Raw genomic sequence first — 23936 nt, 5'->3', positions numbered from 1 at the left:
ATGGTTCAGAGAAACAAGTGGAGGTATACGCTGATAATGAAGTTGATCTCAGAAGATAACAAATGCTTTCCCAAATATATTGAAAAATAAAAAGGTTACTGATACAATGCAATTGATATTAATGGGGATATAGTTCCTTCAGATGGCCCTGAAGCACATATACCTAGATAATAAAGGAGAAGTAAAATGCATGATTTAGAAAAGAAGCTGGTAAAACTTGGCGCTATCGATGCTACAATTGAAAGTATTCGAATCGATGAGTGGTTTGAAAATGTTACTATCACGTACATTGGAAGTGGTGATGTAGGTAAGGTAGTATGTGATTTTGAAAATTGTCTTGAGGTATCTCTTAAACATGATAAGACTTATAGCAAGGGTAAAAAAGATGATGGCAACCAGGATTACAAGTACTTTATTCAAGACATAGAAATAATTGAAGATGGTGAATTTTACATTTTTAGTATTTCAGCATGGCCATTGAATGGCCATATTACTTGCAAGAGAATCAATATATATACCTGTAAATCAGTAAGTGCTTCAGTATAAAGCATATATGAAAACTATCTTGACATCTAACAAGTATAAAAAACATAGGGTAGGATGTAAAAATAAGTTAATGATAAAGAACAACATTAGAAAATAAATAATTTCAGTGTTGGTCTTTCTTCTACCGCTTACAGTAGTTAGATTAACTGACTGCAAATATCAGAACAATATTACTGCAAAAAAGACCAATTTACTAATAATGGAATGACAATCAACGAAAGTAATAGATATTTAAAACTTTAAAGTTCTAAAAATAACTGTATAATTGTAATTCTGCAGTGGATAAATTTGATATCAATGCTAAGAGTGAACATTGATGAACCAACTGAAGGCCAAAACCTAAGCAGTAGTTTAAAAGTATATGGATGGTCTTTACACAAAGGTGGAGTAAACCAGGTAAAGGTATATATAGACAGTAACTTTATAAGTAATACAAATATTGGTTTCTCAAGACCGGATATAAAGAGAATGCCTTTCCGCAGCATGATAATGGAGAGAAGAGTGATTTTGATTATAATTTAAATATAAATTCTATAAAGTCAGGAAATCACAATATAAGGATAGATTCAATAGGAAATGACGGAAGTACAATAAGTCAAAACAGAAACTTTACTGCAACAAAGGTTAATGATTGGACTGGTAATACTGAACCAGCAACACACGTTTCATACGCAACAGTTGATATAAATAAAGCTCCTATTGGTGTCAGAAAGACGTTGTTGGCATTATCTGTCAATTGAAGGATATACAAGAGAAACATTGTTTATATAATATGGGAATAAAAATTCAAGATGAAGATGAGGCAATTGAAGATACAATGTTGTTGATAGAGAATCAAATAAACTTTACCAAATCAGACTTAGGAAGAATCGTAGATCGAATACAAGGTGAATCAGCTGGAGCTATACAAATGGTTGGTGGAGCTACCGAAGCGATAGGTGGTTCAGCTATATTTACAGGAACATCGTGGACAAGTGTAGGAATCCCTGTAGGGCTAGTAAGCGGATATATGGCTATAGATGGAACTAGTAATATAACTGAATTGCCTTCTAACGTAACAAAGGTTTATGCAAGACCTAAAAATATAGCTAGAGCGAAAGCATAAGGATTAACAGTTGGTACTGATATATTAGACATTAATAACCAATTAGTTGTGACAACTAGGACTCCAAGTGGTATGATACTACAGAGAACGATAATTGATAAATCAAAATTGACAAGTGGAGTGCTGCTTATAGGCGTGGATGCAAAAAATACAAATGATGCAAAAGATTCAATGCACTAAAAAAAAGGAGGAACTAATCAAAGTGGGTAAATACAAATTGATCCTAAAAGAAAGATGGAAGTTTTATCTTACTGGATATTTAATAGGATATTTTGTGCCTATAATAGTTTATGGGATTCCTAGTTGGCAGTATCTATTGCCTATTAGAATAATGGGAATAGCGGGTGCTTTAGTGATTGGAACATCATATTATTATGGATGGAAGAAAATGCCTTTATTGGAAGGTGTTTATAGGTCATTAAAGTATATTTTGTTTATAATAGTGTTAATGTTAATTACGGGTGTATTTAAACAATTGATTTTAGGTATCTCAGGCTTTAATATCATACCATATATAGGTCTGCCTATATCAACAAGATAGAAGTTGATTAATGATTATGTAAATAATGAGCATATTTTCATTAGAGTGTAAAACCGAATGTAGGTTTATTCTAAAACTTATTTATGTTAGCTACATTACTTAGAAAAGAATTTTTATATAAGACAAGATCAAGTATTTGTAGAAGATTTATGAAAGATGTAAATTGTAATACTGTCTTAATAATAATTCTGTAGTTATAGGGTAGAATTACAAAAATAAAGAGGACTAATTATGGCAAGAAAAATTCCTGTATTAGTCCTTTTAATATATAAAAAAATGTGATAGAGAAGTAATTACAGTGATGTAAATAGTAGAAAATCTCAAAGTGAACTTCTTTGAAGAGAGAAAGTTACTAAGACAATTCAAAGTTACAGAGGATATACTCATAGACTTCTGAAATACCTTTACGTAATGGGGACAGAATTTTACGAAAACCACGTCAACAGAAACTTTACTGTGACAAAAGATCAAGCAAGGCTCAATATTGATGATATAAAGAAAGTTGAAAATAGCAATAATTTAAGGGTTAGAGGTTGGTCAATAAATCCATCAGGAGTAAAATAAGTACAAATACTCATAGATGGAAACTTTAAGAACTATGCAGTAACAGAACTATCAAGAGCAGATGTTAAAAATGCATATCCTAGTTATCCAAATGCAGATAAGAGTGGTTTCGAATACGATATAGAAGTAGCAGAATTAAAGAGTGCTGTTAGTGAATGAAGTAGAATGCAGAAAAGCTTAGTACCTTCAAAAACACAAGCATCAAAATTTAATACTGGAACAGTTATTTATGATTCAGTAACTAAAAAATATTATTATGGTATGAATAGAGGCGTTCAAATTAGTGGAGATACATTGAACCCAACATTATCAAAAATACTTCCAGAAGAGTCACTTAATAAGTATAGACTTGGTAATTGTGCTGAGGTAGATGCGGCAAATCAAGCGTTAAATAATGGATCCAATATTAATGACTTATATATGTATACCATAGAGGTTGCTACTGGAGAAGCAAAACCTATGTGTGAAAATTGTATATATACGTTCATGTGGAAGGTAGATAAAGTATTTTCAAAACAATATAATGGAGTGGAAGGAGTGAAGGGGTAATGAACAAAAATGATTTTATTACAATTACAATTAGAGGGCGTGTGGCATTTGCAATTTGTTGCTTTGAAAATGCATTAAAACATTATAATTATACAACGAGTGATTGGCGAAGTGTTTTAACACAATTATGGAGATATACTAATATTGAATTTTTGGATGACTGGCATTATGAGACAGCTGAATTTCTTCCTGAATCAATATTGGAGTTTAATACTTATAAAGAGGAGAATTTTGAGTATATAAAAGAGGAACAGTTCAATATTTTGCATAAAGTTTACAGTGACTCAAATGACACAGTAAAGAATATAATCAAAATGATTTTTGAGATTGGTATTAGTGAATTTTATGGACGATTGCAAAATTATGGATAACAAACTTTGGAAAAATTAGATATATTAACAAATTATATGGTGTTGAATTCTATATCTTTACCAGATATAAATATGTTTATATCAATGAAGTATGATGATGAGAATGGTTGGGGAAATGACTTCGATGGAGCTGAATTTTCAAATATATTATAAGCTTACAATATATTTTAGAATTGAATGCTTCTAATTTAGCTAATAGCAAAGCTCCAATAAATGACGAAATGGTGTTTGTTGGAGTTTTAATTTTCAAAGTCAAGTTTGTATACAATAGTGTATCAATTGGCACTGGAAAATCTAGTGAAATCCATGCATTGGGAATAAAGATAAGTTTTTTAAAAAAGTAGATATAGAAGAAAAGATTGCATAAAAACTTACAAAACCTGCCCTTACCAGAAGGTGGTGAACCAAGAGCAGTTTTTCAAATATAAGCATCTGATAAAGAATTTACTTTATGATAAAAACGGGCATCTTGACAGAATGAACCTTTGTCAGAAACAGAAATAGGAGTAAATTATGGGGGATGTCTTCATCGTAGGTTGAAACCTAATATGCTATGATTATAAGATTAAAACTAAAAAATAATAAAGCAAATACAATATTTCTATAAAAGGAGAAGTTAATGAAAGTTTTTAAATTATCACTTGTAGCGAGTATTATAATTTCTTTAGTACTATCATCCTGTAGCATTTCTAAAAATCCTGTAGCTACTCGATTTTCCAGAGATGACGATAAAATTGCAGAAACTCGTTTTCAAAACATAATAGAATCAATTGATAGGAAGGATAAGAAAGAACTGAAAAAAATGTTCTCTCCACAATCGTTGAAAGAAGCTAAAGATATTGATGGAGGAATTGATTATTTAATGGAGTTTTATAAGGGAAAATTAGAATCTAAAGAATTAGCGCTAAAGGTTAATGATTCGAGTAATCATGGAGTAGATACAAGTGAACTGAAATGTTTTTATACTGTCACAACAGATGTTGACAAATATATTGTGTTCTTTATTGACAGAATAGTTGATGATAAAAATCCTGATAATGTAGGGCTTTATATGCTACAAATAATAAAGTTGTCAGATAGAGATAAAGAGTTTGACTGGGGAAGCAAAACAAGGTGTGCAGGTATTTATCGTCCTTCAGATGCAAAAAAATAAAAATCTTAACTATTGAAACCAGTAGTTTATATATGAGATATAAAAAAATATATCTATGAACAAAATCCAATGAGTATCCTTGTAACCATACTATACTATTGATAATAATAATATATTAATGTATAATCCTAAGAAAACATTCAATCATAAAATATATTACAGACTTAAATTTGTAAGTTTAATAATATCGTTGAAATCAAGTGCTTATATAGTAGGTGCTATATGTGCAAGCTAGTTAATGCATAGGATGGTTGAACACTTAATTTCAATGAGCTAATGAAATACTTTAAAAACGTTTATAACTGTTGAGATATACAATAGTCACGGATGTATAGTTGGAGGAAAATAGGATGATAAGAATATGGGGAAAAGTTATAAAAAATAATAAGATAATTTTAGATGAAGTGGCTACTTCTGATAAGGAAGAAAACTATGAAGAAGCGGTAAAGGATTGCATAAATGAGCTTTGCGAAAAGTTTGATATAGGAAAGCCTTACTGGCTAGAAACTAATATAAGAGACTTCAATAGAAGAAGAAAAACTACCTTTAACAATGATAATTTTATTGAAGATATTGAGTTCGATAGATTCATAGTTGAAGTGTTAGAAGAAGAAGATAAGAGCTTTAAGTTTTAGTTGAAAATTCTTAATTACAGTCAGAAAAACTTGATATTTATCAGATTTACCAATTTTAAGAGAGCATAGCTCTCTTTTTTTTATGCTTTATAAGCATAGCTTAAGTTAGCTTATAAAAACATAAATGGAATGACAATAATTGCAATTAAATTATAAACCGCTTATTGTATGAATTAAATAGTGATAGTATAATATTGGCATAAGAAATATATTCCACATAAATAAAATAAAGTTAAAATATTGATACAAGGAGGTATCTCTTAATTGAGATGCCTTTTTTACTGTATAGAAAAATATTAATATCAATGGTTGTTAACAGTTATAGGTATACAGTAAAGAACTTATTGGTCTGCCTGACTTGAAGTATATATATTCATAAAGGAAGCTAGGCAAAATAAGTAAGTAATAGTGAATAGAAAGGGAAGGTGAGTGTATGTATTTTACTCCTAGAGAAATGGAAAAACTTATGCTTCATTATGCTGGGGAGCTTGCAAGAAAGCGTAAGGATAGAGGCTTAAGGTTAAATTATCCAGAGGCAGTGGCGCTTATTTGCTCTGAGCTTATGGAAGCCGCTAGAGATGGGAAGACTGTAACGGAGCTTATGAGCTTTGGAACAACCATATTAAAGGAAGAGGATGTTATGGAAGGAATTGCTGAGATGATAGATGAAGTTCAGATTGAAGCAACCTTTCCAGATGGTACAAAACTAGTTACCGTTCACAATCCAATAAGGTAGGTGGAAGTATGAAACCAGGTGAAATCATCGTTAAAGATAGAGATATTATATGTAACGAAGGAAGAAAAACTAAAACTTTAATTGTGGCTAATACTGGAGATAGACCAGTACAGGTTGGTTCACATTTTCATTTTTTTGAAGTAAATAAGTGTCTTCAATTTGATAGAGAAGAAGCCTTTGGTATGAGACTTGATATACCTTCTGGCACAGCAGTAAGATTTGAACCCGGTGAGGAAAAGGAAATACAATTGGTAGAGCTAGGTGGTAAAAAGCTAGTATATGGACTTAATGACTTGACCTCAGGCTCCACTGATGAAAGCAATAAAGAAGCTAGTGTAGAAAGAGCTAAAGCCGGTTCATTTAAAGGGGTGAAATAAAGATGAGTGTAAAAATAAAAGCAAGAGACTATGCTAATATGTATGGTCCCACTACTGGTGATAGAGTAAGACTTGCTGATACTGACCTAATCATAGAGGTAGAGAAGGATTATACCACCTATGGTGATGAGTGTAAGTTTGGTGGGGGAAAGACCTTAAGAGATGGTATGGGCCAGTCTGCTTTAGATAAAAGAGCGGAAGGAGTATTAGATCTAGTTATAACCAATGCTCTAGTTCTAGACTATACAGGTATATTTAAGGCAGATATAGGTATAAAAGATGGAAGGATAGTAGGCATAGGAAAAGCAGGAAATCCAGATATTATGGATAATGTTGATAAAAACATGATAGTTGGTGCCTCTACTGAAGCTTTAGCTGGAGAAGGGCTTATCCTAACCGCTGGAGGAGTAGATACTCACATTCACTTTATATCTCCTCAGCAGATTGAGACTGCTCTTTATAGTGGTATAACCACAATGATAGGTGGAGGTACTGGTCCAGCAGATGGAACTAATGCTACTACTTGCACTCCAGGAGCTTTTTACATGGAGAGAATGCTTGAAGCTGCAGAAGAATTTCCTATGAATCTTGGTTTTTTAGGAAAGGGTAATTCCTCTTCTCTTGATGCCTTGAGAGAGCAAGTTGAAGCGGGAGCACTAGGACTAAAATTACATGAAGACTGGGGCAGTACTCCTAAGGCTATAGATACTTGTCTTGCAGTAGCAGAGGAGTATGATGTTCAAGTGGCAATTCATACTGATACCTTGAATGAGGGTGGTTTTGTAGAAGATACAATTGCAGCGATAGGTGGAAGAACAATTCACACTTATCACACAGAAGGTGCTGGTGGAGGTCATGCTCCAGATATAATGAAAATAGCGGCTTTTCCTAATATATTGCCTTCATCCACCAATCCCACAAGGCCATATACCGTTAATACCATAGATGAGCATTTAGATATGCTTATGGTATGCCATCACCTAGATAAAAAAGTGCCAGAGGATATAGCTTTTGCTGATTCAAGAATAAGACCTGAAACTATAGCGGCAGAAGATATATTCCACGATATGGGCATCTTCAGCATGCTAAGCTCAGACTCACAGGCTATGGGAAGAGTAGGCGAAGTTATAATAAGAACTTGGCAGACTGCTGACAAGATGAAAAAGCAAAGAGGACTTTTACCAGAAGACAATGCTTTAGGTTGTGACAACTTTAGAGCTAAAAGATATATAGCAAAATATACTATAAATCCAGCAATAACTCATGGTATATCCAAATATGTAGGTTCAATAGAGGTAGGTAAGTATGCAGATTTGGTACTGTGGAAACCAGCTTTCTTTGGCGTAAAGCCTGAGATGATAATAAAAGGAGGAGTTATAACAGCTAGTAGAATGGGAGATGCCAATGCATCTATACCAACTCCTCAACCAGTTATATATAGAAATATGTTTGGAGCTTTTGGAAAGGCAAAGTACAAATGCTGTATGACATTTGTATCCAAGGTTTCTTTAGAAAATGGTAATATTGCAAAGCTTGGCCTTAATAAGCTTGTGTTACCAGTAGAAAACTGCAGGAATATAGGTAAAAAGGATATGTTATTAAATTCAGAGACACCAAAGATTGACGTAAATCCTGAAAACTATGAAGTAAGAGTCAATGGAGAGCATGTAACCTGCAAGCCTATAAAAGAAGCAGCTTTGGCACAGAGATATTTCTTGTTTTAATTATTGGATCTGTTAAAGTACTGCGTTGAAATTAAGTGGTCAGTGATTTGATGCAATAATGAGCTTGAGCAAAGAATTAATGGCTGAGTTAGGAAGTCTAAAGATAGGAGAAAATTATGTTAGTAGAAAATATATTAGGTAACTTAGAAGAATTCCAGGTTCAAGGAAAAGAGATGGATTTTGTTGACGTAGAATGGTATGAAGTGAATAAAAAAATACTTAAGAAGGTAAGTTCCAGCGGTAGGACTGTAGGAATAAGACTGGATGGAAGCAAAAAGCTTAATCATAAGGATGTTCTTTTTAGCGACGAGCAGTTTATACTTATAGTCAATATACCTGAGTGTGAAGCTATTTCTATTAAACCAGCTAACATGGAGGAAATGGGAAGAATATGCTATGAGATAGGTAATAAGCATATTACATTATTTCTACATCATGAAGAGATACTGGTGCCTTACGATGAGCCTCTTATGAAGCTTTTAGAGAAAAATCATTTTAAGATAGAAAAGGTTGAAGCTAGACTTATAAATGGCTTAGAAACTCATAGTCACAGTCACGGGCATAGTCATGAGCATTTGTAATCAGTTTTTTACACTGCTACAAATTGCAGATTCAATATTTCCTATAGGTTCCTACACTCAATCTAATGGACTAGAAACTTACGTTCAAAAGGGTGTTGTAAAGGATGCAGCAACCTCAAAGGAGTATTTAAGACATATGCTTCAAAGCAGTGTAAAGTATAATGATGGATTAGCTGTAAAACTGGCTTATGAATATGACTTAGAAATGGATATTCAAAAGATAATTAATCTAGACAATTTACTTACTTGCTCTAAAGCACCTAGAGAAGTCAAAGAAGGAAGTATTAAATTAAGTACTAGATTTATAAAGCTGGTTAATAACATAAAAACAACAGAAGGGATAGCTTGCTATGAAAAAGTCATAAAAGAAGGCTTAGCTTATGGCCAATATGCTATTGCTTTTGGAATCTTTGCTGCAGATTGCAGTATATCTAAGGAAGAGGCAATAATGGCTTACGTATACAATCAGGCCTCTTCTATAATAAATAACTGTACAAAGCTAGTACCATTAGGTCAGCTTGATGGACAGAAAGTTCTTTTTAACATGCAGCAGATCATGACGGATATTACCAAGGAAATAGTGGAACTTGATATAGAGTCACTTGGAAGGTGCAGTATTGGCGCTGATATAAGAGCTATGCAGCATGAAGATTTGTATTCGAGACTGTATATGTCATAAGGCTATCATACTTTCACATCCATGTAAAAATTCAAATCTTAGGGTGGTTGAAGAAGGCTTTAAAAATTAATAATTTGAATCAAAATTATAAGGGAGGAAATGCTGACAATAATTAGCTTGTTATGGGTAAAGGTCAGCAGGAAGATTGAAGATGGGTTATGTAAAGATAGGAATTGCTGGTCCTGTAGGATCAGGTAAGACAGCACTGATTGAAAGACTTACAAGAGAGATGAGCAAGGAGTACAGTGTAGCTGTAATAACCAACGATATATATACAAAGGAAGATGCAGAGTTTTTAACTGCTAATAGTATACTGCCTAGAGAAAGAATAATGGGAGTAGAAACAGGGGGATGTCCTCATACTGCCATAAGAGAAGATGCATCTATGAACCTTGAGGCTGTTGATATAATGGCAGAGAGATTTCCAGAGGTTCAGATAATATTTATAGAAAGCGGCGGAGACAATTTGTCTGCTACCTTTAGTCCAGACTTGGCAGACTCAACTATTTATGTTATTGATGTATCTGGAGGAGACAAGATTCCAAGAAAGGGTGGGCCAGGAATAACTAGATCAGATCTTCTTATAATAAACAAAATAGATCTAGCTCCACATGTAGGTGCTAGTCTTGAAGTTATGGAAAGAGATTCTATAAAAATGAGAGGAGAAAAACCTTTTATTTTTACTGACTTACATCATAAAGTAGGTTTAGATGAAGTTATAACATGGATTAAAGAAAATGTTCTTCTTGAGGGAGTATAATGAATAATAATTACTATAAAGATAGTCATATCAATATAGAAACAGCTGTTAAAAAGGACAATACCATATTGGAAAAAAGCTATTTTACAGCACCTTTTAAAATTATAAGTCCTTTTTATGACGATGAATATAATATGATGAAGCTATGTGTTATGAATGTTTCGCCAGGTATACTAGAAGGAGATCGTTATTATTTAGACTTTAAGCTTAAACAAGGTTCTAGATTGCATTTATATTCTCAATCATATAGTAAAGTATTTAATATGAAGGAAGGTAATGCTTATCAAAAGCTTCGTATAGAGCTAGAAAAGAACAGCCGATTTGAGTATTTCCTTATGCCTACAGTACCATACAGTGGTTCAAATTTCTTTAATGAAGCAGAAATACATATGGAGGCTGGAAGTGAACTTGTTTTTAGAGAGATACTATCTTGTGGAAGATATATGTCTGGAGAAAAATTTGATTTTAATCTCTATTCCTCTAAAACAAAGATATATCATCAGGGAAAGCTTATATTCTTTGATAATACCTTTTTGGAACCTAGTAATCAGAACTTAGCTGAGATAGGTTATTACGAGGAATATACTCACCAAGCTAATTTATATATAATAAATGATAGAATTGATGAGGCTTTTAGAACTTCACTAGTAGAATATTTAGACTGTCAAAAAAATATTCTAGCTGGAGTAAGCAATAACTGTGAGAATATGCTTACAGTAAGAATACTGGGTAATAGTTCAGATGCTTTATCAAAAATTACTGATAGAATTAGAGAGATTGACTTAAGTAGATAGAGAGTTTTTATATTTATGAGCTGTTAAAATAAAAGAGTTCACTGAAGAAATTAGCTTCAGTGGATTTTTAATTTTTTTAAAAAAAGATTAAAAATCTATTGACTTGGAGTTAGCTCCAAAGAGTAGAGTATATATATGCAATAGGAAAAATTAAAATATATATGTTCTATAATCATGTTTTTCTTCGATAATTAGGAATGCATAAATTAATAGTTGAAGTTAGATACCTATAGAAGTGGTAGCAGTTATGATTGAGAGAATAGCAGGATGGTATTATGTTCATAACGAAGGCAGCAAGTAGATTAAATATTATCTAATATTAATATAGATAAACTAATTTTTTAAATATGAGGAGGAAAGAAAATGGAATATTCAAAACTCGGAAATTCAGATCTTCAAGTTTCACGTCTTTGTGTAGGGTGTATGAGCTTTGGTGACCCTAAAAGCAATTTTCACGCTTGGACGCTGAACGCTGAAGACAGTGAGACACTTGTCAAAAGGGCTCTTGATCTAGGAGTTAATTTCTTTGACACAGCCAACACCTATTCAGCCGGTACTAGTGAAGAGTATCTAGGCCGTGCAATCAAGAACAATATTGCAAGAGACAAGGTGGTAATAGCCACCAAGGTTTATTTCAATGAAGGCAATCTCTCAAAGGCGGCGATACAGCGGGAAATTGATGGCTCACTTAAAAGACTAGGCACTGATTACGTTGATCTTTACATCATTCACCGTTTCGATTACAATACTCCAATTGAAGAGACTATGGAAGCCCTAGATGGTCTTGTGAAGGCTGGTAAGGTTAGAGCACTTGGTGCTTCAGCAATGTATGGCTACCAGTTTCATAACATGCAGATAGCTGCAGAACGGAATGGATGGACAAAATTTTCATCTATGCAAAACCACTACAATCTGCTTTACCGTGAGGACGAGCGAGAATTGATTCCTATTTGTAAAGAGCAGAATGTTGCACTTACTCCATATAGCCCTCTTGCAGCTGGAAGGCTTTCACGACTTGAGTGGAAGGCTGATACAAAGCGTAGCCAGACAGATAAAACCGCAGTTTCAAAATATGATAGTACACAAGAAATGGATTATAACATAGTACTTCGTGTACATGAACTTGCTGAAAAGTATGGAGTAACAATGACACAGGTATCTCTTGCATGGCAGCTTTCAAAGGGAATTACCTCACCAATTATTGGTGCCACAAAGGCAAAATATTTTGACGACGCTATAGGAGCATTAAACCTAAAGCTTACCAGTGAGGATATAAAGTATCTTGAAGAACTGTATGTTCCTCATAAGATAATGGGTGCGATATAACACTTATAGGCTATAGTAAAAAAACTATGAACTACATTCTCTTAGGAAGGTTCATAGTCTTTTTTGTTTTATATTCTTTAGGAAATTATATCTCATACCAGATGTTCATCATATAAATTCAGAAAGGTAGATGAGCAAAAAATCTCTAAAGAATTCGGCTTTAGAGATTTTCTTATAAATATTTTAAATAATATATTAGTCATTTATACCAAAGTGAAGTAGTAGAACTTTATCTTTGAAAACAAACACATAGTCTGCACCAGATACTTCGTGAATAAATTTTGATAGTGAACTATATCCACTTTTTATCCCAGATGTTAGAACTGTTATTTGTTCTTTATTTATATAATTTGAGATCATATCTATAAAAGCTATTTTTAATCTATCATCGGTAAGTTTTTGATTTCTAAAAAAGTAGTTATCTAAAGTATAGTATAGAGATTCCTTCCAATCTTCAATTGCTATACAATCAAAATCAGAAAGACCTTCCTTAGATACACAAGTCTTAAGTAAAAAGTCATTAATTGAGGTTTGGTAATCCTTTTTAAGAGGAAGCTCTTCTATAAAGTAATCGCAACCTTCATAATTATCATTGTTAAGTAGTTCAAAAGCTTTTAAATATCCTTTTAATTGATTCAAAGTTTCCAACATAATTATCAGTTCCTTATCTTATTTATATTAAAGTTTAAAATCAAGCTTATAACTTGTTTAATTATTCGAAACTAATTTTATAGAGTTCTTCTTATAGGAACTCTATAGCTCCAAACAATTAAACTTATATATCTATAATAAATAATCAAAATACCATATTCAATTATATAATATGGACAAGCTACTTTCAAATGGTTGATAATAATTAATTGGAGCAAACTAAGCTAGAATGCTACTATAGCAATTACCTATATCTATAAGGCGTACTCTTCCTTACTCATGAATTGATTGCTTTTTAAGTATAGCCTTATATTTTTTTCTTCATCATTTATAGTAATATTGGCGAACTTATTTCGTATTTCTAGCATATATACATTGGTGTCGTAAGGTAATTTTCCTATACATCTAAGCTTAAGTTTAAAGTTTTCATCTAAATCCTTAATATTAAACAAAGTAAGGAATCTCTTACAGCGTCCTTTAAAGGCTCTTTCAGGATCAAGGTTGTCTATTTTTGTGCTATCAAATATAAAATCTATATTTAAATAACCATCTTCTACATATATATCAGTCTTGCAGAATTCATTAACATATTGTCTGCTTTGATTTGCTCTAGATATTCTTGAAAACTCTTCTAGTTCATCTATGAAGGTTAAAAATGCGGAATCACTACTAACCTTGCTTATTTGAAAACCTTCACTAGTATGGTCCGTTATAGCTATAAGTAATTCAGTTATAACTTCTTTCTTTATGAAATCAATTTTACTGATTTGTATATTGCTTAAATCTTTGTATGCAAAGGGGGTATTGTTAAATATTGATAGCTTTCTAAAGAGTAAAAAGGCACTCATTATACCATGCTGATAGTTTTCAAAATCCTTTGAGTATCTCATATGGCGTGAATAATCAAATAATAATTGTAAATTAACTCGTGTATTCTTCAAGGTTTCTATTTCTTCTTTTGTTAACTCCAGAAGCTTTGTTTCATCTATACCTAATATGTTGCCGAGCTCGCTCATAGTGGCTATTTTAGGAAATATGTGATTAGCTGTATCTCTGTTTCTATCATCAAGAGTGAACATATAATTGTAGCTTAAGAAGTTTAGAAAATCCTTTATCAAGTTGGCATGAATATCTGAATAGTTAAACTGAAAGTCAACAGTATTATTTATGCCGAAATGAGGAAGAACTGATCTTATATTTTTTGTTATAGAGGTTATTTTCTTTATGGGATAACCTAAGTCATGAGTTAAGGCAGTCAAGCATCTTAGTGAATCATAGTGACCTTCAATAGATTTCATGATGCCTTCAAGTTCTATAAAGGAATGGAATGCCTCTGAAAGATTTGTTTTTCGAATAGCTTGGCACATCTCGAAAATAAATTCATTCTCATTTCCATACTTCTGAAAGAATGGTGTAAAATCTTCATTTTTAATTAAATATTCTCCTAAAAAGTATACCCAAAGGCAATGCATTGTGTGATCACGATAGAAGGAATCAGAAGCGAAAATAAGCTCCTCAAAGTCTACATATGTATCAAAATAATTGAATAAATCATCATAGCCCCTTCTATCATTATCAATAAAGCTCATGGAAGCTTCAAATAGAAGTTTCCATAGTTTTTTACAAATAGTTATCTTGTTATGCATCTCAGTTTCATCTCTAAGTTTTAGTATTTCCTTTGAAATATCTTCTTTAAACCAAGGTTTATTTTTCAAAAAATAGATTGTGTCATTGTTTATTTGATCAATATAAAAATCTAAAACTATTTTTTCATCTATCATAATAATTATCACCCCAAATCAGTATAATTACCTATTATAACATTTTAATGAATTATATTCCATAATTTTATTAATATGGGTATAGAATGAAGAAAATTTTAATAATTTGCTTTTTAGGTAAAGAAATAATAATCCTATAAGAAAGATACTTTCACATGTCTTCTGATTATCAAAGTAGAATCTATAAACTATTCAGCTCTTTGAATGAATAAGTTATCACATATAATTACTTCTACTTCTGGAGTTTCTATATTTAGTTTACTTAATAAATATCTACAATTATCTACAATAGATTGAGGATTATCTTCAAGATTAAGGTTCAGCGATTCTAACTTAGGTAAGTTGTTAAAACCAAAATCCTTAAGTACTTCATCAAAGCTTCTACTTGAGTAAAAGGAATTTTTCACGGAGGTGAATTGAAGGAAAGCGTAAGCTTCAACGCTTTGAAGTTCAGAAAAATGTTCATTACAGTAATCTATAAATTCTATTCCACTGGGAACAGGAGAGGTTATATTATCTAAAATGCGTTCAATGTTACACATTAGTTTTTTTAGATTATTGTTAGCACCTAAGTGCTTCCAGTAAGCCATTGCAAAGTCATTTGCTGACTGTTCTTCGCTGGCACCCTTAGTAGACCAATCAAGACTTATTTTATAATGATCTCTCAAAATGTGAGTAAATTCATGAATTAGGTTGTACCATTGAAAGTATAGTTTATGGAATTCTTCTGCAGAAGCTTTATCTCCACAAAATAGCTCGATGAAAGGTGATCTTAGTTCTTCAGAAGATAAAGACCATAATCCGGTATAGATTTTTCTGCTACTAGTTGATAAATCATTTGATTGTAATTGCTCGCTCATATAGCATCTCCTTTATAAGCCCTTAATTTAAACAATATTATTAAACATAGTCTAATATTTTTATAAGTGTTATTGAATTTATGTCCTTAATTTAGCCGTAAAAATTAGATTTATAAATCACGGTATCTAAGTGTAAAGAAAAAGTTATAGTATGGAATACTAATTTGTTAATTTTCTGCATGGAAGTATTAGCTTGGGATGTAGCTTATTTTTGCAATATTATTGAATAATTATCATTGTCCAACTGGAAAGTATCTTTTAAAACTTTTAATCCACAAGCTTTCAATCTACTTATAAATTCATCATGTTTAAATGGAGTGAAATCCAGTCTAAAAGGAATACATTTTGTGGACTTCTCATTGGTAATATCGATGAATACAATTTCAACATTACTTCTTTCTTCAAAGTCCTTTAAGTTCCAGATATAAGTATATGCATAAATTTTATCAAGGTGCTTTTGTACACCGCTGCCATTAAATCTTATATTATCTCTTAGCACTTTGTCCCAGTTTCTTGTGTCCATGATAATCTTACCACCATGTTTAGTTACTTTATATAAGGATTTTATATTGTTTAACATATCTTCTTTATCAATACTATGACAGATTGAATTTCCATAGCAAAAAACAAGGTCAAAATCTTCACCAAAATTGTTAGGTAGATCAGCCCAACTCAAACGTTTGGTAGGAAAAGATAAATTATTGCTTTCTGCATATTTCTGAGTTAGATTTATCATTTCTTCACTAATATCTGTACCAACAACGTCAATGCCATATCTTTTTAAAGCTGTCGCTTGAACTCCGTTTCCACAGGAACTGTCTAACACTTTTGCATTTTCATCAAGAATGTCTAATAAATCTTTAAATTCATTTATAAAGTCATCTTCCCAGTCCTTCATATTGTAACCTGAATACAAAACATCATAGAAATATGACATGGAATTATATTGAGTGTCTACATTATTATTGTTCATTAAGAATCCTCCTTCTAATAAATATGCAATAACCTATTCAGCAATGTATTCTCTATTAAGACTATTATTATACATCTCAAATATTGGACTAGTATAGCTATCCCATATATCAGCTTCTAGGGAAAACCAACCGTTATCGATTAAATCTTCATTATCAGGATTTGACTTGTCCAAAGTTAGTTTGCCACCGATTATTTTAGCTAAGTAAGTATATTTATAGCCATCCTCATATAATAATGAGGATATTTCTACATCAAACCCGGTTTCTTCTTTTACTTCTCTTACACAGGCTTCTTCTGGAAGCTCATTTTTCTCTATGCCTCCTCCAGGAAAGTTCCATACTATATCGCCTCTTTTGACATATTGCTTTACCATAAGAACTTTATTATTATCAATTATTAATGCTTGTGAAATCATATTTTGCCCTCCAATTGTGCTATTTTTAATTAATTATCTTTAATTGTTCTAAGTATTCTTAAACCATCGCTAATATTTCCATCAGGATACTTTATAGGAACTATTGCGGTAAAGGTGCACCATACCGAAAAATCGAAAAAAGGAGTATATACGTAATAGCTTATGAGATGTAATTTATTCAATATAAATAATATGATAATGCTAATTAAGCTAAAGAGAATTCCTCCAAACTGGAATAGGATATTATGTAGCTTACTGCTATCAGAAATATCATCAGGTGTTGTACGTCCATAAAAAAAGTACAAAGGGCAAATCTCTATATTTCCCAAGGTTAGGATACTTTTGCCAGAGCCCAAGGTAATTCTGTAATCAGTGATATGGTCGAATAGTTTAAGGAAGAATAAATGACCAAACTCGTGGATTAGCGTAATTATAGGCATAAAAATAAAAATTCCTATTAGTAAAATCATAAACCAATTCATGCTACTGCCCCCAAGTAAGAAATATATTACACATTAGAAATGTTATAGTAAACTATTCCTATTATACAATAAATTGGGTTGTGTTTCATCTAAATATTATATCTTTATATGATAAAACTATGTAGTAAGAGTTTAAGACAAATGATAATAAAGCTGTAATACTTCAATCCTAAATCTATTTTTAAAGTTAATATGTATTCAGAGAAGAGAGACAGAAAAATAGAAATTTTAATATGAAGGGGTACATTTATAGAAATACTTTAGTAGAAATATAAAAGTTTGCAGTAAAAACAAATGTAAAAGGCACTAAGCAATAGATTATTAATCTTACTGGTTAGTGCCTTTATATTATTCAGGTTGAGTAACGATACTTGATGAAGAAGCTGTTAAGGATTTACTTAAATTTTTTCTACCATATATACCGCATATAAGCCCGATTAGTACCATGTTCATGATCACGGAGCTACCATTGTAACCAATGAAGGGCATGGATATATATAGACTTGATATTAAATTTAAATTTGACATTATAGGTAGTAAGAACTGAATTGTTAAAGCTAAGGTTATGGATTTAAATAAAAGCTTACCATAGCTATTTTTTATATTTTTAGAGGTCTTAAATAAGTTAAATAGTAGCAAGGTAATCATGATAAGTATTGTTATACCAACTATCCAACCAAAGCTATAGATTATATAGGTGAAGATAAAATCAACATTTATTAATGGAGTAGTAGATATAACTTCTTTGGATATACCGTTACCTATAAGCTTTGAATTTGAAAGTAATAATTGAATTTTTCCAACTACATAGTCTATATCTCCGTTCCTAGGAAATACAAATATATACATAAGTCTATGAATTCTATAACTGTCACTAAAAATAAAAGTACATATAGAAAAAGTTCCTAGGGTAAGCATGATAAGAATCAGTTTTTTAGGAATACCAGAATACACCAGTAAACCACCAAGAAGAACGCAGTAAACTATAAAGGAAACTCCTTGTCTTGTCAATATAATAAAGTAGCCTGAAAAACATATCATTAAGAGTAGCTTCAGTATTCCATATTTTGAGTTATATATCTTAGGGATTAATCCGCATAGCGAAATTATAAATAATACAGAAGCTATTGTACTTAAATCAAAAGCTGTACCAAGAAAAATAATATTTAGTTTACCGTTGATATACTTACCAAAGAATAAGATAAGACCAATAAGTATAGTAGCCGCTGAGAATATGTGCCAGGAATACCTTTCAAGCTTTCTATAATCTAAAAAGTAAGCTACTACTCCCAGTATTACACCTAATATTGTCAATATAATCATTTTTATATAATCATTATAGGATATAATCTTAGGTGCATTTTTATAGATTGAGAATTGGACTAATAGTCCTAAGGCTATGAATATGGAACAAATAAAAAGAGTCTTATATTCTGGTGTTTTTTGATATATTTTATTTAGATCAAAGCCAATCTTTTCGCTATCACCCATATGGGCTACTGCAAGTTTAGCGGCTTCTTCATCAGTTGAACCTTGCGCTATGTATTCCTCCTCTAGTTCTTGTAAGTGACAGTTTAGCTCCTCTTTTATATCTTCATGCATCTCTGTACATTTAACTTGAGAACAAACTTCATCAGTAAACTTTTTAAATGATTTATTTTCTAAGCCCATGTTATCCCCTCCCATAAGCAGCTATCAACAGCATTCTTGTAAGTTTCCCATTCTTCTTTTCTGTTTTTTAGGTGAGTTAAGCCATCTTTTGTAATCTTGTAATATTTTCTTTTTCTTCCTTCGGAGCTTTCCTGCCAGTAAGACTCTACATAGTTATCGCTTTGAAGAGAATGAAGGATGGGGTAGAGGGTTCCTTCTTTAAAAGCAAAGATTCCGTTTGATTTTTTTTCTATCTCTTTAATCATTTCATATCCGTACATGGATTTATCTTTAAGTAAACTTAAGATGATTATTGTGGTGCTTCCTTTTAAAAGCTCTTTACTTACTTTCATCAATACCTCCTATGCATACCTAGTAAATCTAGGTGTAATATATATACATAGTAATCCTAGGTATAAAGAAAGTCAAGAAGAAAATGGTAAAGATATAATGTTTATACTATTTATGAGGCTTGTTGGAAGCGTTATTGAAAAGCAAAAAATAAAGAAGTAAAAAAGAAATAAAGATAAATTCTTAACAACTTAAATTTAAAACTTTAAAACTTCTTAAGAATTTATAGGAAAATCAAGGCTTCTAGCAAAAAATGCACTGCTTTTATAAGTTAGCCGGTTCAAATATCTTCTAATGAAATTTGAAGTTGCAAGTTCTTATAAAAAGCAGTGCGCATACATTTCTTTTATATATTATTAAGCAGTAAATAAATATAAATATTATTTTGCTTTTATGAGGAGTTTTAGTTTATACTTCTCCTTAAGAGTAATAAGTTTATAGCAGTTTCTTTACAAGCTCGTCATTTTCCCAAGTTCCAATGATTCTTTCTCCATCGGAATAGATCATTATTCCATCGCCTTCACGATTGTCATCTTTCCAGAAGCCCATGAATTGATCTCCATTGTCCCATATATATATACCGTTGCCAGTCTTTGCACCATCTTTCCACTCACCAACATATCTTTCTCCGTCAGGCCAGCTATATATGCCATACCCATTCATTTCATCTTCTGTCCAGCTGCCCTGATATAATTCGCCATTGGTGTAAGATAGCGTACCTTCTCCATGGAACTTGTTATCTTTCCAGTATCCTATGTATCTTGTACCATTACTGTATGTAAAAATGCCAAAGCCATTCTTCTTGCCATCCTTTAGTTCTCCATCGTAGCTTCCACCATGAATATGTTGTTCTTCAGCTTGCTCTGACTTAGTGACCTTAAGCTTAGCTCCTTTTAGATTTTTAAAATTAAAATTACTCATATTATTAAATCATCCTCTCCTTTGTTTGAACGTCTGCCTTTCCAAAGGTGCATGAGGAAAATCTGGCAGGCGACATAATTTTATTTTTTACTATTAACTCTAACTAGCTGCCATAAAGTATTGCTAGGTTTATCTAATAAAAATTCTCTTTGAATACTATGAGTCTAGTTTGATTACATAATAGTATACTAATGTATTAAGCTATTTAATTCAATGTAAATATTGAAAATTATTTTCAAGTACCTGGGTATTGAAGTTTAATGAAGATATGGTAAATTATAATTAAGTGATAAAGTGAGCAATAAATGTCAGGATTTTTTCATAATTAGTTTTTATAATTAGAGTAAAGATAAAACTTTATCTAATTTTTATAAGAACTTGCGTCTTTGGAGAGTGTGCCAAGTTAATATAATAGTTATAAAGAAGATTGCTTGATTCCTTAGAAGAGGCTTCAGGAACATATTGATTTGGTGCCTTTACTGATAATAGGAGGGTAGGTATGGATTATATTGATAAGATTCAACAGTCAATTGAATATATTGAAAATAACCTTAGTGAGAAGCTTAGTTTAGAGGATATAGCAAAAGCTGCTTTTATTTCTAAGTACTATTATCATAGATTATTCCATAACATAGCAGGGCAACCAGTTATGGAGTATGTAAGGAAAAGAAGGCTTACTGAAGCTGCTAGAGAACTACTAATGGGAAAAGAAAAAATAGTAAATATAGCATTAAAATATCAATTTAGCTCACAAGAAGCTTTTTCTAGAGCTTTTAGGAAGATGTTTAATATTTCCCCTAGCGAACTTAGGAAAAAGCAGCAGAGAGTATTGATGTACAAAAAACTAGAAGTATCAGAGTTTGTAAAGACTCCAGCATCTACAGTAAACCTAACCTGCAAAGCTGCGTAGTATAACTACTTATAAATTAGAAAAGTTTTTAAGATAGTAAGTGTTTACTGTATAGATTGCTAAAAGAAGTTATTAATTAAACATAAACTTATTGAAAAGGAGAGAAAGATATGAGTTATGTACCTATGGTAGTAGAACAAACAAGCAGAGGAGAAAGATCTTATGATATTTACTCCAGACTTTTAAAGGACAGAATAATTGTATTAAGTGATCAAGTTAATGATACTACTGCTAGTCTAATTGTAGCTCAAATGTTATTTTTAGAAGCAGAAGATCCAGATAAGGATATTACTTTTTATATAAATAGTCCAGGTGGAGTTATTACAGCAGGAATGGCTATTTATGATACTATGAAGTATATTAAATGCGATGTATCTACTATATGTATTGGTATGGCAGCAAGTATGGGATCCTTCTTACTTGCAGGAGGAACCAAGGGAAAGAGATTTGCACTACCAAACAGTGAGATAATGATCCATCAGCCATCTATATCTGGAGGCTTAAGAGGGCAGGCAACTGATTTGAAGATATATGCAGATAATATTTTGAGAACAAAGAAGAGACTTACTGAAATATATAGTGAAAACACAGGACAACCAGTTGAGAAGCTTCTTGCAGACATGGAAAGAGATAATTTTATGAGTGCTGAAGAGGCTAAGGCTTATGGGCTTATAGATGAAATAGTAGAGAGAAAATAGGATTTCTAAAAATTTCATAAAAGTAGATATAAATAAAAAATCATGCATAGACAAAGAGATGACTCCTAGCTTGCATGATTTTTTTATATTATTATTTGGCTAATTTTTTTTGTTTATATGATCTGCTGGTATATATTTAGATAATTCCTTAATAAAATCATCTAAATTAAATGAAATACAATCTTTATATATTCTAGTTATACTAGTACCATCTTTACCGACTATATTAACTTCTTTATTGGTTATCAAAACATTTGAAATAAAGTTCCAATCATAAATAACTTCTCCGTAATATTTCTTTAACATCAATCCATTATCTAGGAGGCTTAAACTGTTTTTACCATGTTCATCCATTATATTTTTTTTTAATATAGTTAAGGTGTTTTTAGAAAATACCTTGGAATCCATAAGTACATCTTTTAATACCTTGATAAAGGCAATTGCTATAAATACAGCAGTTATTAATATATAAAGATTTAATCTACTAGGTATCACTTTTTGGGTAGCCTTATAGTAAGAATATACAAATACAATGAGAATGTATAACATAGGAATATTAATAAGAAAGAGAACGTTCCTAAACCTTATTTTTAAAGCTGAGGTTAGTTGCTTACTTTTCTCAGTTATAACTTTATCATCTATATAATACTCATAATTCATTAATGCACCTCTTTAACTATGTTCTTATAGTGTTTCTGTAAAAGTTGATTGAGTTCATTTTTTGAAGCCATATTTTTATTTATTGGTACAACACTAAATAGTAAATTATTATCTCCAAAGAGATATAAATACCCATTTTTTATCAGTATCTCTTTAATATAAGTTATATTTACTGATTTAGTGAAGTTATTATTATGCAACTTTATGCCAGATTCGTCTATATGTAAGGTATTTGCATAATTGTTAATAGCAGTTTTTTGAGAAAATGATATTAATAGCATTCGCCATATCATAAATCCTAATAGATATATCACTGTCATAAACATTAATGAATATATATCAAAGAAAAAGCTCTCGAATAGATTTTTGAAAAATCCTACAATGTGATATTCTAAAGATCTATTTTTTTCAGCTCCTACAAACGATATTAAAAAGGTTTTGTAAAGTACGGGGATCATATATATTAACAATATTTGTTTTACTATAATGCTTAGGTTATAGGATTTTTTAAAACCACTATCCCTTTTCAATAAAAAGTTTGTTATTCTAAGCTTATCTAATGTGGATAACTTATATTTTAATTGCAAAACAGTACCTCCTTATATTTTGATATAATGAATGAGTTAGTTTTACTAATATCTATGATAGCATAGCTTCAAATTTAATTAAATATAAAGGTAGTATGAACTATTTCATTAAAATCATAAACGAATTGCAATTATAATAGTTAGCAATCAATACAGCTTATAATTTATTTCGGGAAATAAATATTAGAAGAGCATGACACTATTTCGAAAAGAAGATATTGGAACTTTCGATTAAAAAAAGGAACTGCTCTCTAATTATTTAGTGAGATAGCTCTGTATAATATTTCCCCTAGTGAACTTAGGAAAAAGCAGAAGAGAGTATTGCTGTACAAAAAACTAGAAGTATCAGAGTTTGTAAAGACTCCAGCATCTACAGTAAACCTAACCTGCAAAGCTGCGTAGTCTAACTATGACTATTTATAAATTAGAGAAGTTTTTAAGGTAGTAAGTCTTTACTGTATAGCTTACTAAATTAAGCTATTAATTAAAATATCTAGGTTGAAGGTTATAGAATTCCTAACTCAACTATTAAGTTATACGTGCCCGATAATCCC

31 protein-coding genes are annotated in these 23936 nt (G+C 31.3%); 20 read left to right on the top strand and 11 right to left on the bottom strand.

The window, feature by feature from the left end; all coding sequences use genetic code 11:
* Window positions 1-186: 186 nt before the first annotated feature.
* The 18 genes from GXK57_RS24415 (at window position 187) to GXK57_RS24330 (ending at window position 12441) form a co-directional block, all read left to right on the top strand.
* Window positions 187-546, top strand: a complete 360-nt coding sequence (locus GXK57_RS24415; RefSeq protein WP_160680626.1) for a hypothetical protein — start codon at window positions 187-189, stop codon at window positions 544-546.
* Between the two features lie 288 nt (window positions 547-834).
* A complete protein-coding gene (locus GXK57_RS24410) occupies window positions 835-1068 on the top strand; it encodes an Ig-like domain-containing protein (RefSeq protein WP_160680625.1) in 234 nt (77 codons plus the stop codon).
* A 250-nt stretch (window positions 1069-1318) separates the two neighbouring features.
* Window positions 1319-1651, top strand: coding sequence for a hypothetical protein (locus GXK57_RS24405; RefSeq protein WP_160680624.1), 333 nt, complete (start codon window positions 1319-1321; stop codon window positions 1649-1651).
* Between the two features lie 202 nt (window positions 1652-1853).
* Window positions 1854-2192 (top strand): hypothetical protein, encoded by a 339-nt coding sequence (locus tag GXK57_RS24400; protein ID WP_160680623.1) that lies wholly within the window; start codon window positions 1854-1856, stop codon window positions 2190-2192.
* Window positions 2193-2603: 411 nt separating this feature from the next.
* On the top strand, window positions 2604-2756 hold the full coding sequence (locus GXK57_RS24395; RefSeq protein ID WP_160680622.1) for a hypothetical protein: 153 nt from the start codon (window positions 2604-2606) through the stop codon (window positions 2754-2756).
* A 165-nt stretch (window positions 2757-2921) separates the two neighbouring features.
* Entirely contained in the window at window positions 2922-3305 is a 384-nt protein-coding gene (locus GXK57_RS24390) for a hypothetical protein (RefSeq protein WP_160680621.1), read from the top strand.
* Window positions 3305-3676, top strand: coding sequence for a hypothetical protein (locus GXK57_RS24385; protein WP_160680620.1), 372 nt, complete (start codon window positions 3305-3307; stop codon window positions 3674-3676). The genes GXK57_RS24390 and GXK57_RS24385 overlap by 1 nt, the downstream gene beginning before the upstream one ends.
* Window positions 3677-3682: 6 nt before the next feature.
* On the top strand, window positions 3683-3829 hold the full coding sequence (locus GXK57_RS24380) for a hypothetical protein (protein WP_160680619.1): 147 nt from the start codon (window positions 3683-3685) through the stop codon (window positions 3827-3829).
* Between the two features lie 466 nt (window positions 3830-4295).
* A complete protein-coding gene (locus GXK57_RS24375) occupies window positions 4296-4829 on the top strand; it encodes a DUF5104 domain-containing protein (protein WP_160680618.1) in 534 nt (177 codons plus the stop codon).
* 350 nt (window positions 4830-5179) lie between these two features.
* Window positions 5180-5464, top strand: coding sequence for a hypothetical protein (locus GXK57_RS24370; RefSeq protein ID WP_160680617.1), 285 nt, complete (start codon window positions 5180-5182; stop codon window positions 5462-5464).
* 433 nt (window positions 5465-5897) lie between these two features.
* Window positions 5898-6200: an urease subunit gamma gene (ureA, locus tag GXK57_RS24365; RefSeq protein WP_160680616.1), complete on the top strand. Its 303-nt coding sequence runs from the start codon at window positions 5898-5900 to the stop codon at window positions 6198-6200.
* A gap of 8 nt (window positions 6201-6208) precedes the next feature.
* On the top strand, window positions 6209-6577 hold the full coding sequence (gene ureB, locus GXK57_RS24360; protein WP_160680615.1) for an urease subunit beta: 369 nt from the start codon (window positions 6209-6211) through the stop codon (window positions 6575-6577).
* 2 nt (window positions 6578-6579) lie between these two features.
* On the top strand, window positions 6580-8301 hold the full coding sequence (ureC, locus tag GXK57_RS24355; RefSeq protein ID WP_160680614.1) for an urease subunit alpha: 1722 nt from the start codon (window positions 6580-6582) through the stop codon (window positions 8299-8301).
* A gap of 116 nt (window positions 8302-8417) precedes the next feature.
* Window positions 8418-8882 (top strand): urease accessory protein UreE, encoded by a 465-nt coding sequence (gene ureE / locus GXK57_RS24350; RefSeq protein WP_160680613.1) that lies wholly within the window; start codon window positions 8418-8420, stop codon window positions 8880-8882.
* Window positions 8869-9561: an urease accessory protein UreF gene (locus tag GXK57_RS24345; protein ID WP_160680612.1), complete on the top strand. Its 693-nt coding sequence runs from the start codon at window positions 8869-8871 to the stop codon at window positions 9559-9561. Before ureE ends, GXK57_RS24345 begins: the two co-directional genes overlap by 14 nt.
* A gap of 151 nt (window positions 9562-9712) precedes the next feature.
* Window positions 9713-10321, top strand: coding sequence for an urease accessory protein UreG (gene ureG / locus GXK57_RS24340; protein ID WP_160680611.1), 609 nt, complete (start codon window positions 9713-9715; stop codon window positions 10319-10321).
* Window positions 10321-11115: an urease accessory protein UreD gene (locus GXK57_RS24335; protein ID WP_160680610.1), complete on the top strand. Its 795-nt coding sequence runs from the start codon at window positions 10321-10323 to the stop codon at window positions 11113-11115. Before ureG ends, GXK57_RS24335 begins: the two co-directional genes overlap by 1 nt.
* 363 nt (window positions 11116-11478) lie before the next feature.
* Window positions 11479-12441 carry an aldo/keto reductase gene (locus GXK57_RS24330; RefSeq protein WP_160680609.1) on the top strand — a complete coding sequence of 321 codons (963 nt, stop codon included), beginning with the start codon at window positions 11479-11481 and terminating at the stop codon, window positions 12439-12441.
* 195 nt (window positions 12442-12636) lie between these two features.
* On the opposite strand, the gene GXK57_RS24325 is transcribed toward GXK57_RS24330, so the two are convergent.
* The 9 genes from GXK57_RS24325 to GXK57_RS24285 form a co-directional block, all read right to left on the bottom strand.
* Window positions 12637-13092, bottom strand: coding sequence for a hypothetical protein (locus GXK57_RS24325; RefSeq protein ID WP_160680608.1), 456 nt, complete (start codon window positions 13090-13092; stop codon window positions 12637-12639).
* 254 nt (window positions 13093-13346) lie between these two features.
* The gene (locus tag GXK57_RS24320; protein ID WP_160680607.1) at window positions 13347-14873 is read right to left on the bottom strand and encodes a hypothetical protein; all 1527 of its coding nucleotides are present in this window, start codon (window positions 14871-14873) and stop codon (window positions 13347-13349) included.
* 188 nt (window positions 14874-15061) lie between these two features.
* Window positions 15062-15733, bottom strand: coding sequence for a hypothetical protein (locus GXK57_RS24315; protein WP_160680606.1), 672 nt, complete (start codon window positions 15731-15733; stop codon window positions 15062-15064).
* A 205-nt stretch (window positions 15734-15938) separates the two neighbouring features.
* Complete coding sequence (locus tag GXK57_RS24310; RefSeq protein WP_160680605.1) at window positions 15939-16706, bottom strand: class I SAM-dependent methyltransferase; 768 nt, start codon at window positions 16704-16706, stop codon at window positions 15939-15941.
* Window positions 16707-16739: 33 nt separating this feature from the next.
* Entirely contained in the window at window positions 16740-17123 is a 384-nt protein-coding gene (locus tag GXK57_RS24305) for an NUDIX hydrolase (RefSeq protein WP_160680604.1), read from the bottom strand.
* Window positions 17124-17152: 29 nt separating this feature from the next.
* On the bottom strand, window positions 17153-17605 hold the full coding sequence (locus tag GXK57_RS24300) for a hypothetical protein (protein WP_160680603.1): 453 nt from the start codon (window positions 17603-17605) through the stop codon (window positions 17153-17155).
* 348 nt (window positions 17606-17953) lie between these two features.
* Entirely contained in the window at window positions 17954-19276 is a 1323-nt protein-coding gene (locus GXK57_RS24295) for an FtsW/RodA/SpoVE family cell cycle protein (RefSeq protein ID WP_160680602.1), read from the bottom strand.
* A complete protein-coding gene (locus GXK57_RS24290) occupies window positions 19267-19608 on the bottom strand; it encodes a PadR family transcriptional regulator (RefSeq protein WP_160680601.1) in 342 nt (113 codons plus the stop codon). The genes GXK57_RS24295 and GXK57_RS24290 overlap by 10 nt, the downstream gene beginning before the upstream one ends.
* A gap of 433 nt (window positions 19609-20041) precedes the next feature.
* Complete coding sequence (locus GXK57_RS24285; RefSeq protein ID WP_160680600.1) at window positions 20042-20527, bottom strand: phosphatidylinositol kinase; 486 nt, start codon at window positions 20525-20527, stop codon at window positions 20042-20044.
* Window positions 20528-21026: 499 nt separating this feature from the next.
* Here GXK57_RS24285 and GXK57_RS24280 point away from each other — a divergent pair, with 499 nt between their 5' ends.
* Entirely contained in the window at window positions 21027-21437 is a 411-nt protein-coding gene (locus tag GXK57_RS24280) for an AraC family transcriptional regulator (RefSeq protein WP_160680599.1), read from the top strand.
* A gap of 110 nt (window positions 21438-21547) precedes the next feature.
* A complete protein-coding gene (gene clpP / locus GXK57_RS24275; protein WP_160680598.1) occupies window positions 21548-22135 on the top strand; it encodes an ATP-dependent Clp endopeptidase proteolytic subunit ClpP in 588 nt (195 codons plus the stop codon).
* 99 nt (window positions 22136-22234) lie between these two features.
* Here clpP and GXK57_RS24270 read toward each other — a convergent pair whose 3' ends face one another.
* Window positions 22235-22795 carry a hypothetical protein gene (locus tag GXK57_RS24270; RefSeq protein WP_160680597.1) on the bottom strand — a complete coding sequence of 187 codons (561 nt, stop codon included), beginning with the start codon at window positions 22793-22795 and terminating at the stop codon, window positions 22235-22237.
* Window positions 22795-23382 (bottom strand): hypothetical protein, encoded by a 588-nt coding sequence (locus GXK57_RS24265; RefSeq protein ID WP_160680596.1) that lies wholly within the window; start codon window positions 23380-23382, stop codon window positions 22795-22797. The genes GXK57_RS24270 and GXK57_RS24265 overlap by 1 nt, the downstream gene beginning before the upstream one ends.
* Window positions 23383-23936 lie beyond the last annotated feature (554 nt).

The organism is Clostridium sp. C8-1-8 (genome assembly GCF_009928445.1).
Taxonomy (GTDB): Bacteria; Bacillota; Clostridia; order Clostridiales; family Clostridiaceae; genus Clostridium_AR.
Note: the sequence above shows the minus strand (reverse complement) of the source record. Positions and strands in the feature narration are given on the sequence as shown.

Bases quoted from the DNA above. Each gene is read 5' to 3' on its own strand.
- GXK57_RS24345 (WP_160680612.1), top strand. From the start codon at position 8,869: ATGAGCATTTGTAATCAGTTTTTTACACTGCTACAAATTGCAGATTCA.
- GXK57_RS24375 (WP_160680618.1), top strand. From the start codon at position 4,296: ATGAAAGTTTTTAAATTATCACTTGTAGCGAGTATTATAATTTCTTTA.
- ureA (WP_160680616.1), top strand. From the start codon at position 5,898: ATGTATTTTACTCCTAGAGAAATGGAAAAACTTATGCTTCATTATGCT.
- GXK57_RS24405 (WP_160680624.1), top strand. From the start codon at position 1,319: ATGGGAATAAAAATTCAAGATGAAGATGAGGCAATTGAAGATACAATG.
- ureG (WP_160680611.1), top strand. From the start codon at position 9,713: ATGGGTTATGTAAAGATAGGAATTGCTGGTCCTGTAGGATCAGGTAAG.
- GXK57_RS24310 (WP_160680605.1), bottom strand. From the start codon at position 16,706: ATGAACAATAATAATGTAGACACTCAATATAATTCCATGTCATATTTC.
- GXK57_RS24385 (WP_160680620.1), top strand. From the start codon at position 3,305: ATGAACAAAAATGATTTTATTACAATTACAATTAGAGGGCGTGTGGCA.
- GXK57_RS24370 (WP_160680617.1), top strand. From the start codon at position 5,180: ATGATAAGAATATGGGGAAAAGTTATAAAAAATAATAAGATAATTTTA.
- GXK57_RS24280 (WP_160680599.1), top strand. From the start codon at position 21,027: ATGGATTATATTGATAAGATTCAACAGTCAATTGAATATATTGAAAAT.
- GXK57_RS24290 (WP_160680601.1), bottom strand. From the start codon at position 19,608: ATGAAAGTAAGTAAAGAGCTTTTAAAAGGAAGCACCACAATAATCATC.
- GXK57_RS24335 (WP_160680610.1), top strand. From the start codon at position 10,321: ATGAATAATAATTACTATAAAGATAGTCATATCAATATAGAAACAGCT.
- GXK57_RS24330 (WP_160680609.1), top strand. From the start codon at position 11,479: ATGGAATATTCAAAACTCGGAAATTCAGATCTTCAAGTTTCACGTCTT.
- GXK57_RS24300 (WP_160680603.1), bottom strand. From the start codon at position 17,605: ATGAATTGGTTTATGATTTTACTAATAGGAATTTTTATTTTTATGCCT.
- ureB (WP_160680615.1), top strand. From the start codon at position 6,209: ATGAAACCAGGTGAAATCATCGTTAAAGATAGAGATATTATATGTAAC.
- GXK57_RS24295 (WP_160680602.1), bottom strand. From the start codon at position 19,276: ATGGGCTTAGAAAATAAATCATTTAAAAAGTTTACTGATGAAGTTTGT.
- GXK57_RS24270 (WP_160680597.1), bottom strand. From the start codon at position 22,795: ATGAATTATGAGTATTATATAGATGATAAAGTTATAACTGAGAAAAGT.
- GXK57_RS24305 (WP_160680604.1), bottom strand. From the start codon at position 17,123: ATGATTTCACAAGCATTAATAATTGATAATAATAAAGTTCTTATGGTA.
- ureC (WP_160680614.1), top strand. From the start codon at position 6,580: ATGAGTGTAAAAATAAAAGCAAGAGACTATGCTAATATGTATGGTCCC.
- ureE (WP_160680613.1), top strand. From the start codon at position 8,418: ATGTTAGTAGAAAATATATTAGGTAACTTAGAAGAATTCCAGGTTCAA.
- GXK57_RS24415 (WP_160680626.1), top strand. From the start codon at position 187: ATGCATGATTTAGAAAAGAAGCTGGTAAAACTTGGCGCTATCGATGCT.
- GXK57_RS24390 (WP_160680621.1), top strand. From the start codon at position 2,922: ATGCAGAAAAGCTTAGTACCTTCAAAAACACAAGCATCAAAATTTAAT.
- GXK57_RS24395 (WP_160680622.1), top strand. From the start codon at position 2,604: ATGGGGACAGAATTTTACGAAAACCACGTCAACAGAAACTTTACTGTG.
- GXK57_RS24325 (WP_160680608.1), bottom strand. From the start codon at position 13,092: ATGTTGGAAACTTTGAATCAATTAAAAGGATATTTAAAAGCTTTTGAA.
- GXK57_RS24320 (WP_160680607.1), bottom strand. From the start codon at position 14,873: ATGATAGATGAAAAAATAGTTTTAGATTTTTATATTGATCAAATAAAC.
- clpP (WP_160680598.1), top strand. From the start codon at position 21,548: ATGAGTTATGTACCTATGGTAGTAGAACAAACAAGCAGAGGAGAAAGA.
- GXK57_RS24285 (WP_160680600.1), bottom strand. From the start codon at position 20,527: ATGAGTAATTTTAATTTTAAAAATCTAAAAGGAGCTAAGCTTAAGGTC.
- GXK57_RS24315 (WP_160680606.1), bottom strand. From the start codon at position 15,733: ATGAGCGAGCAATTACAATCAAATGATTTATCAACTAGTAGCAGAAAA.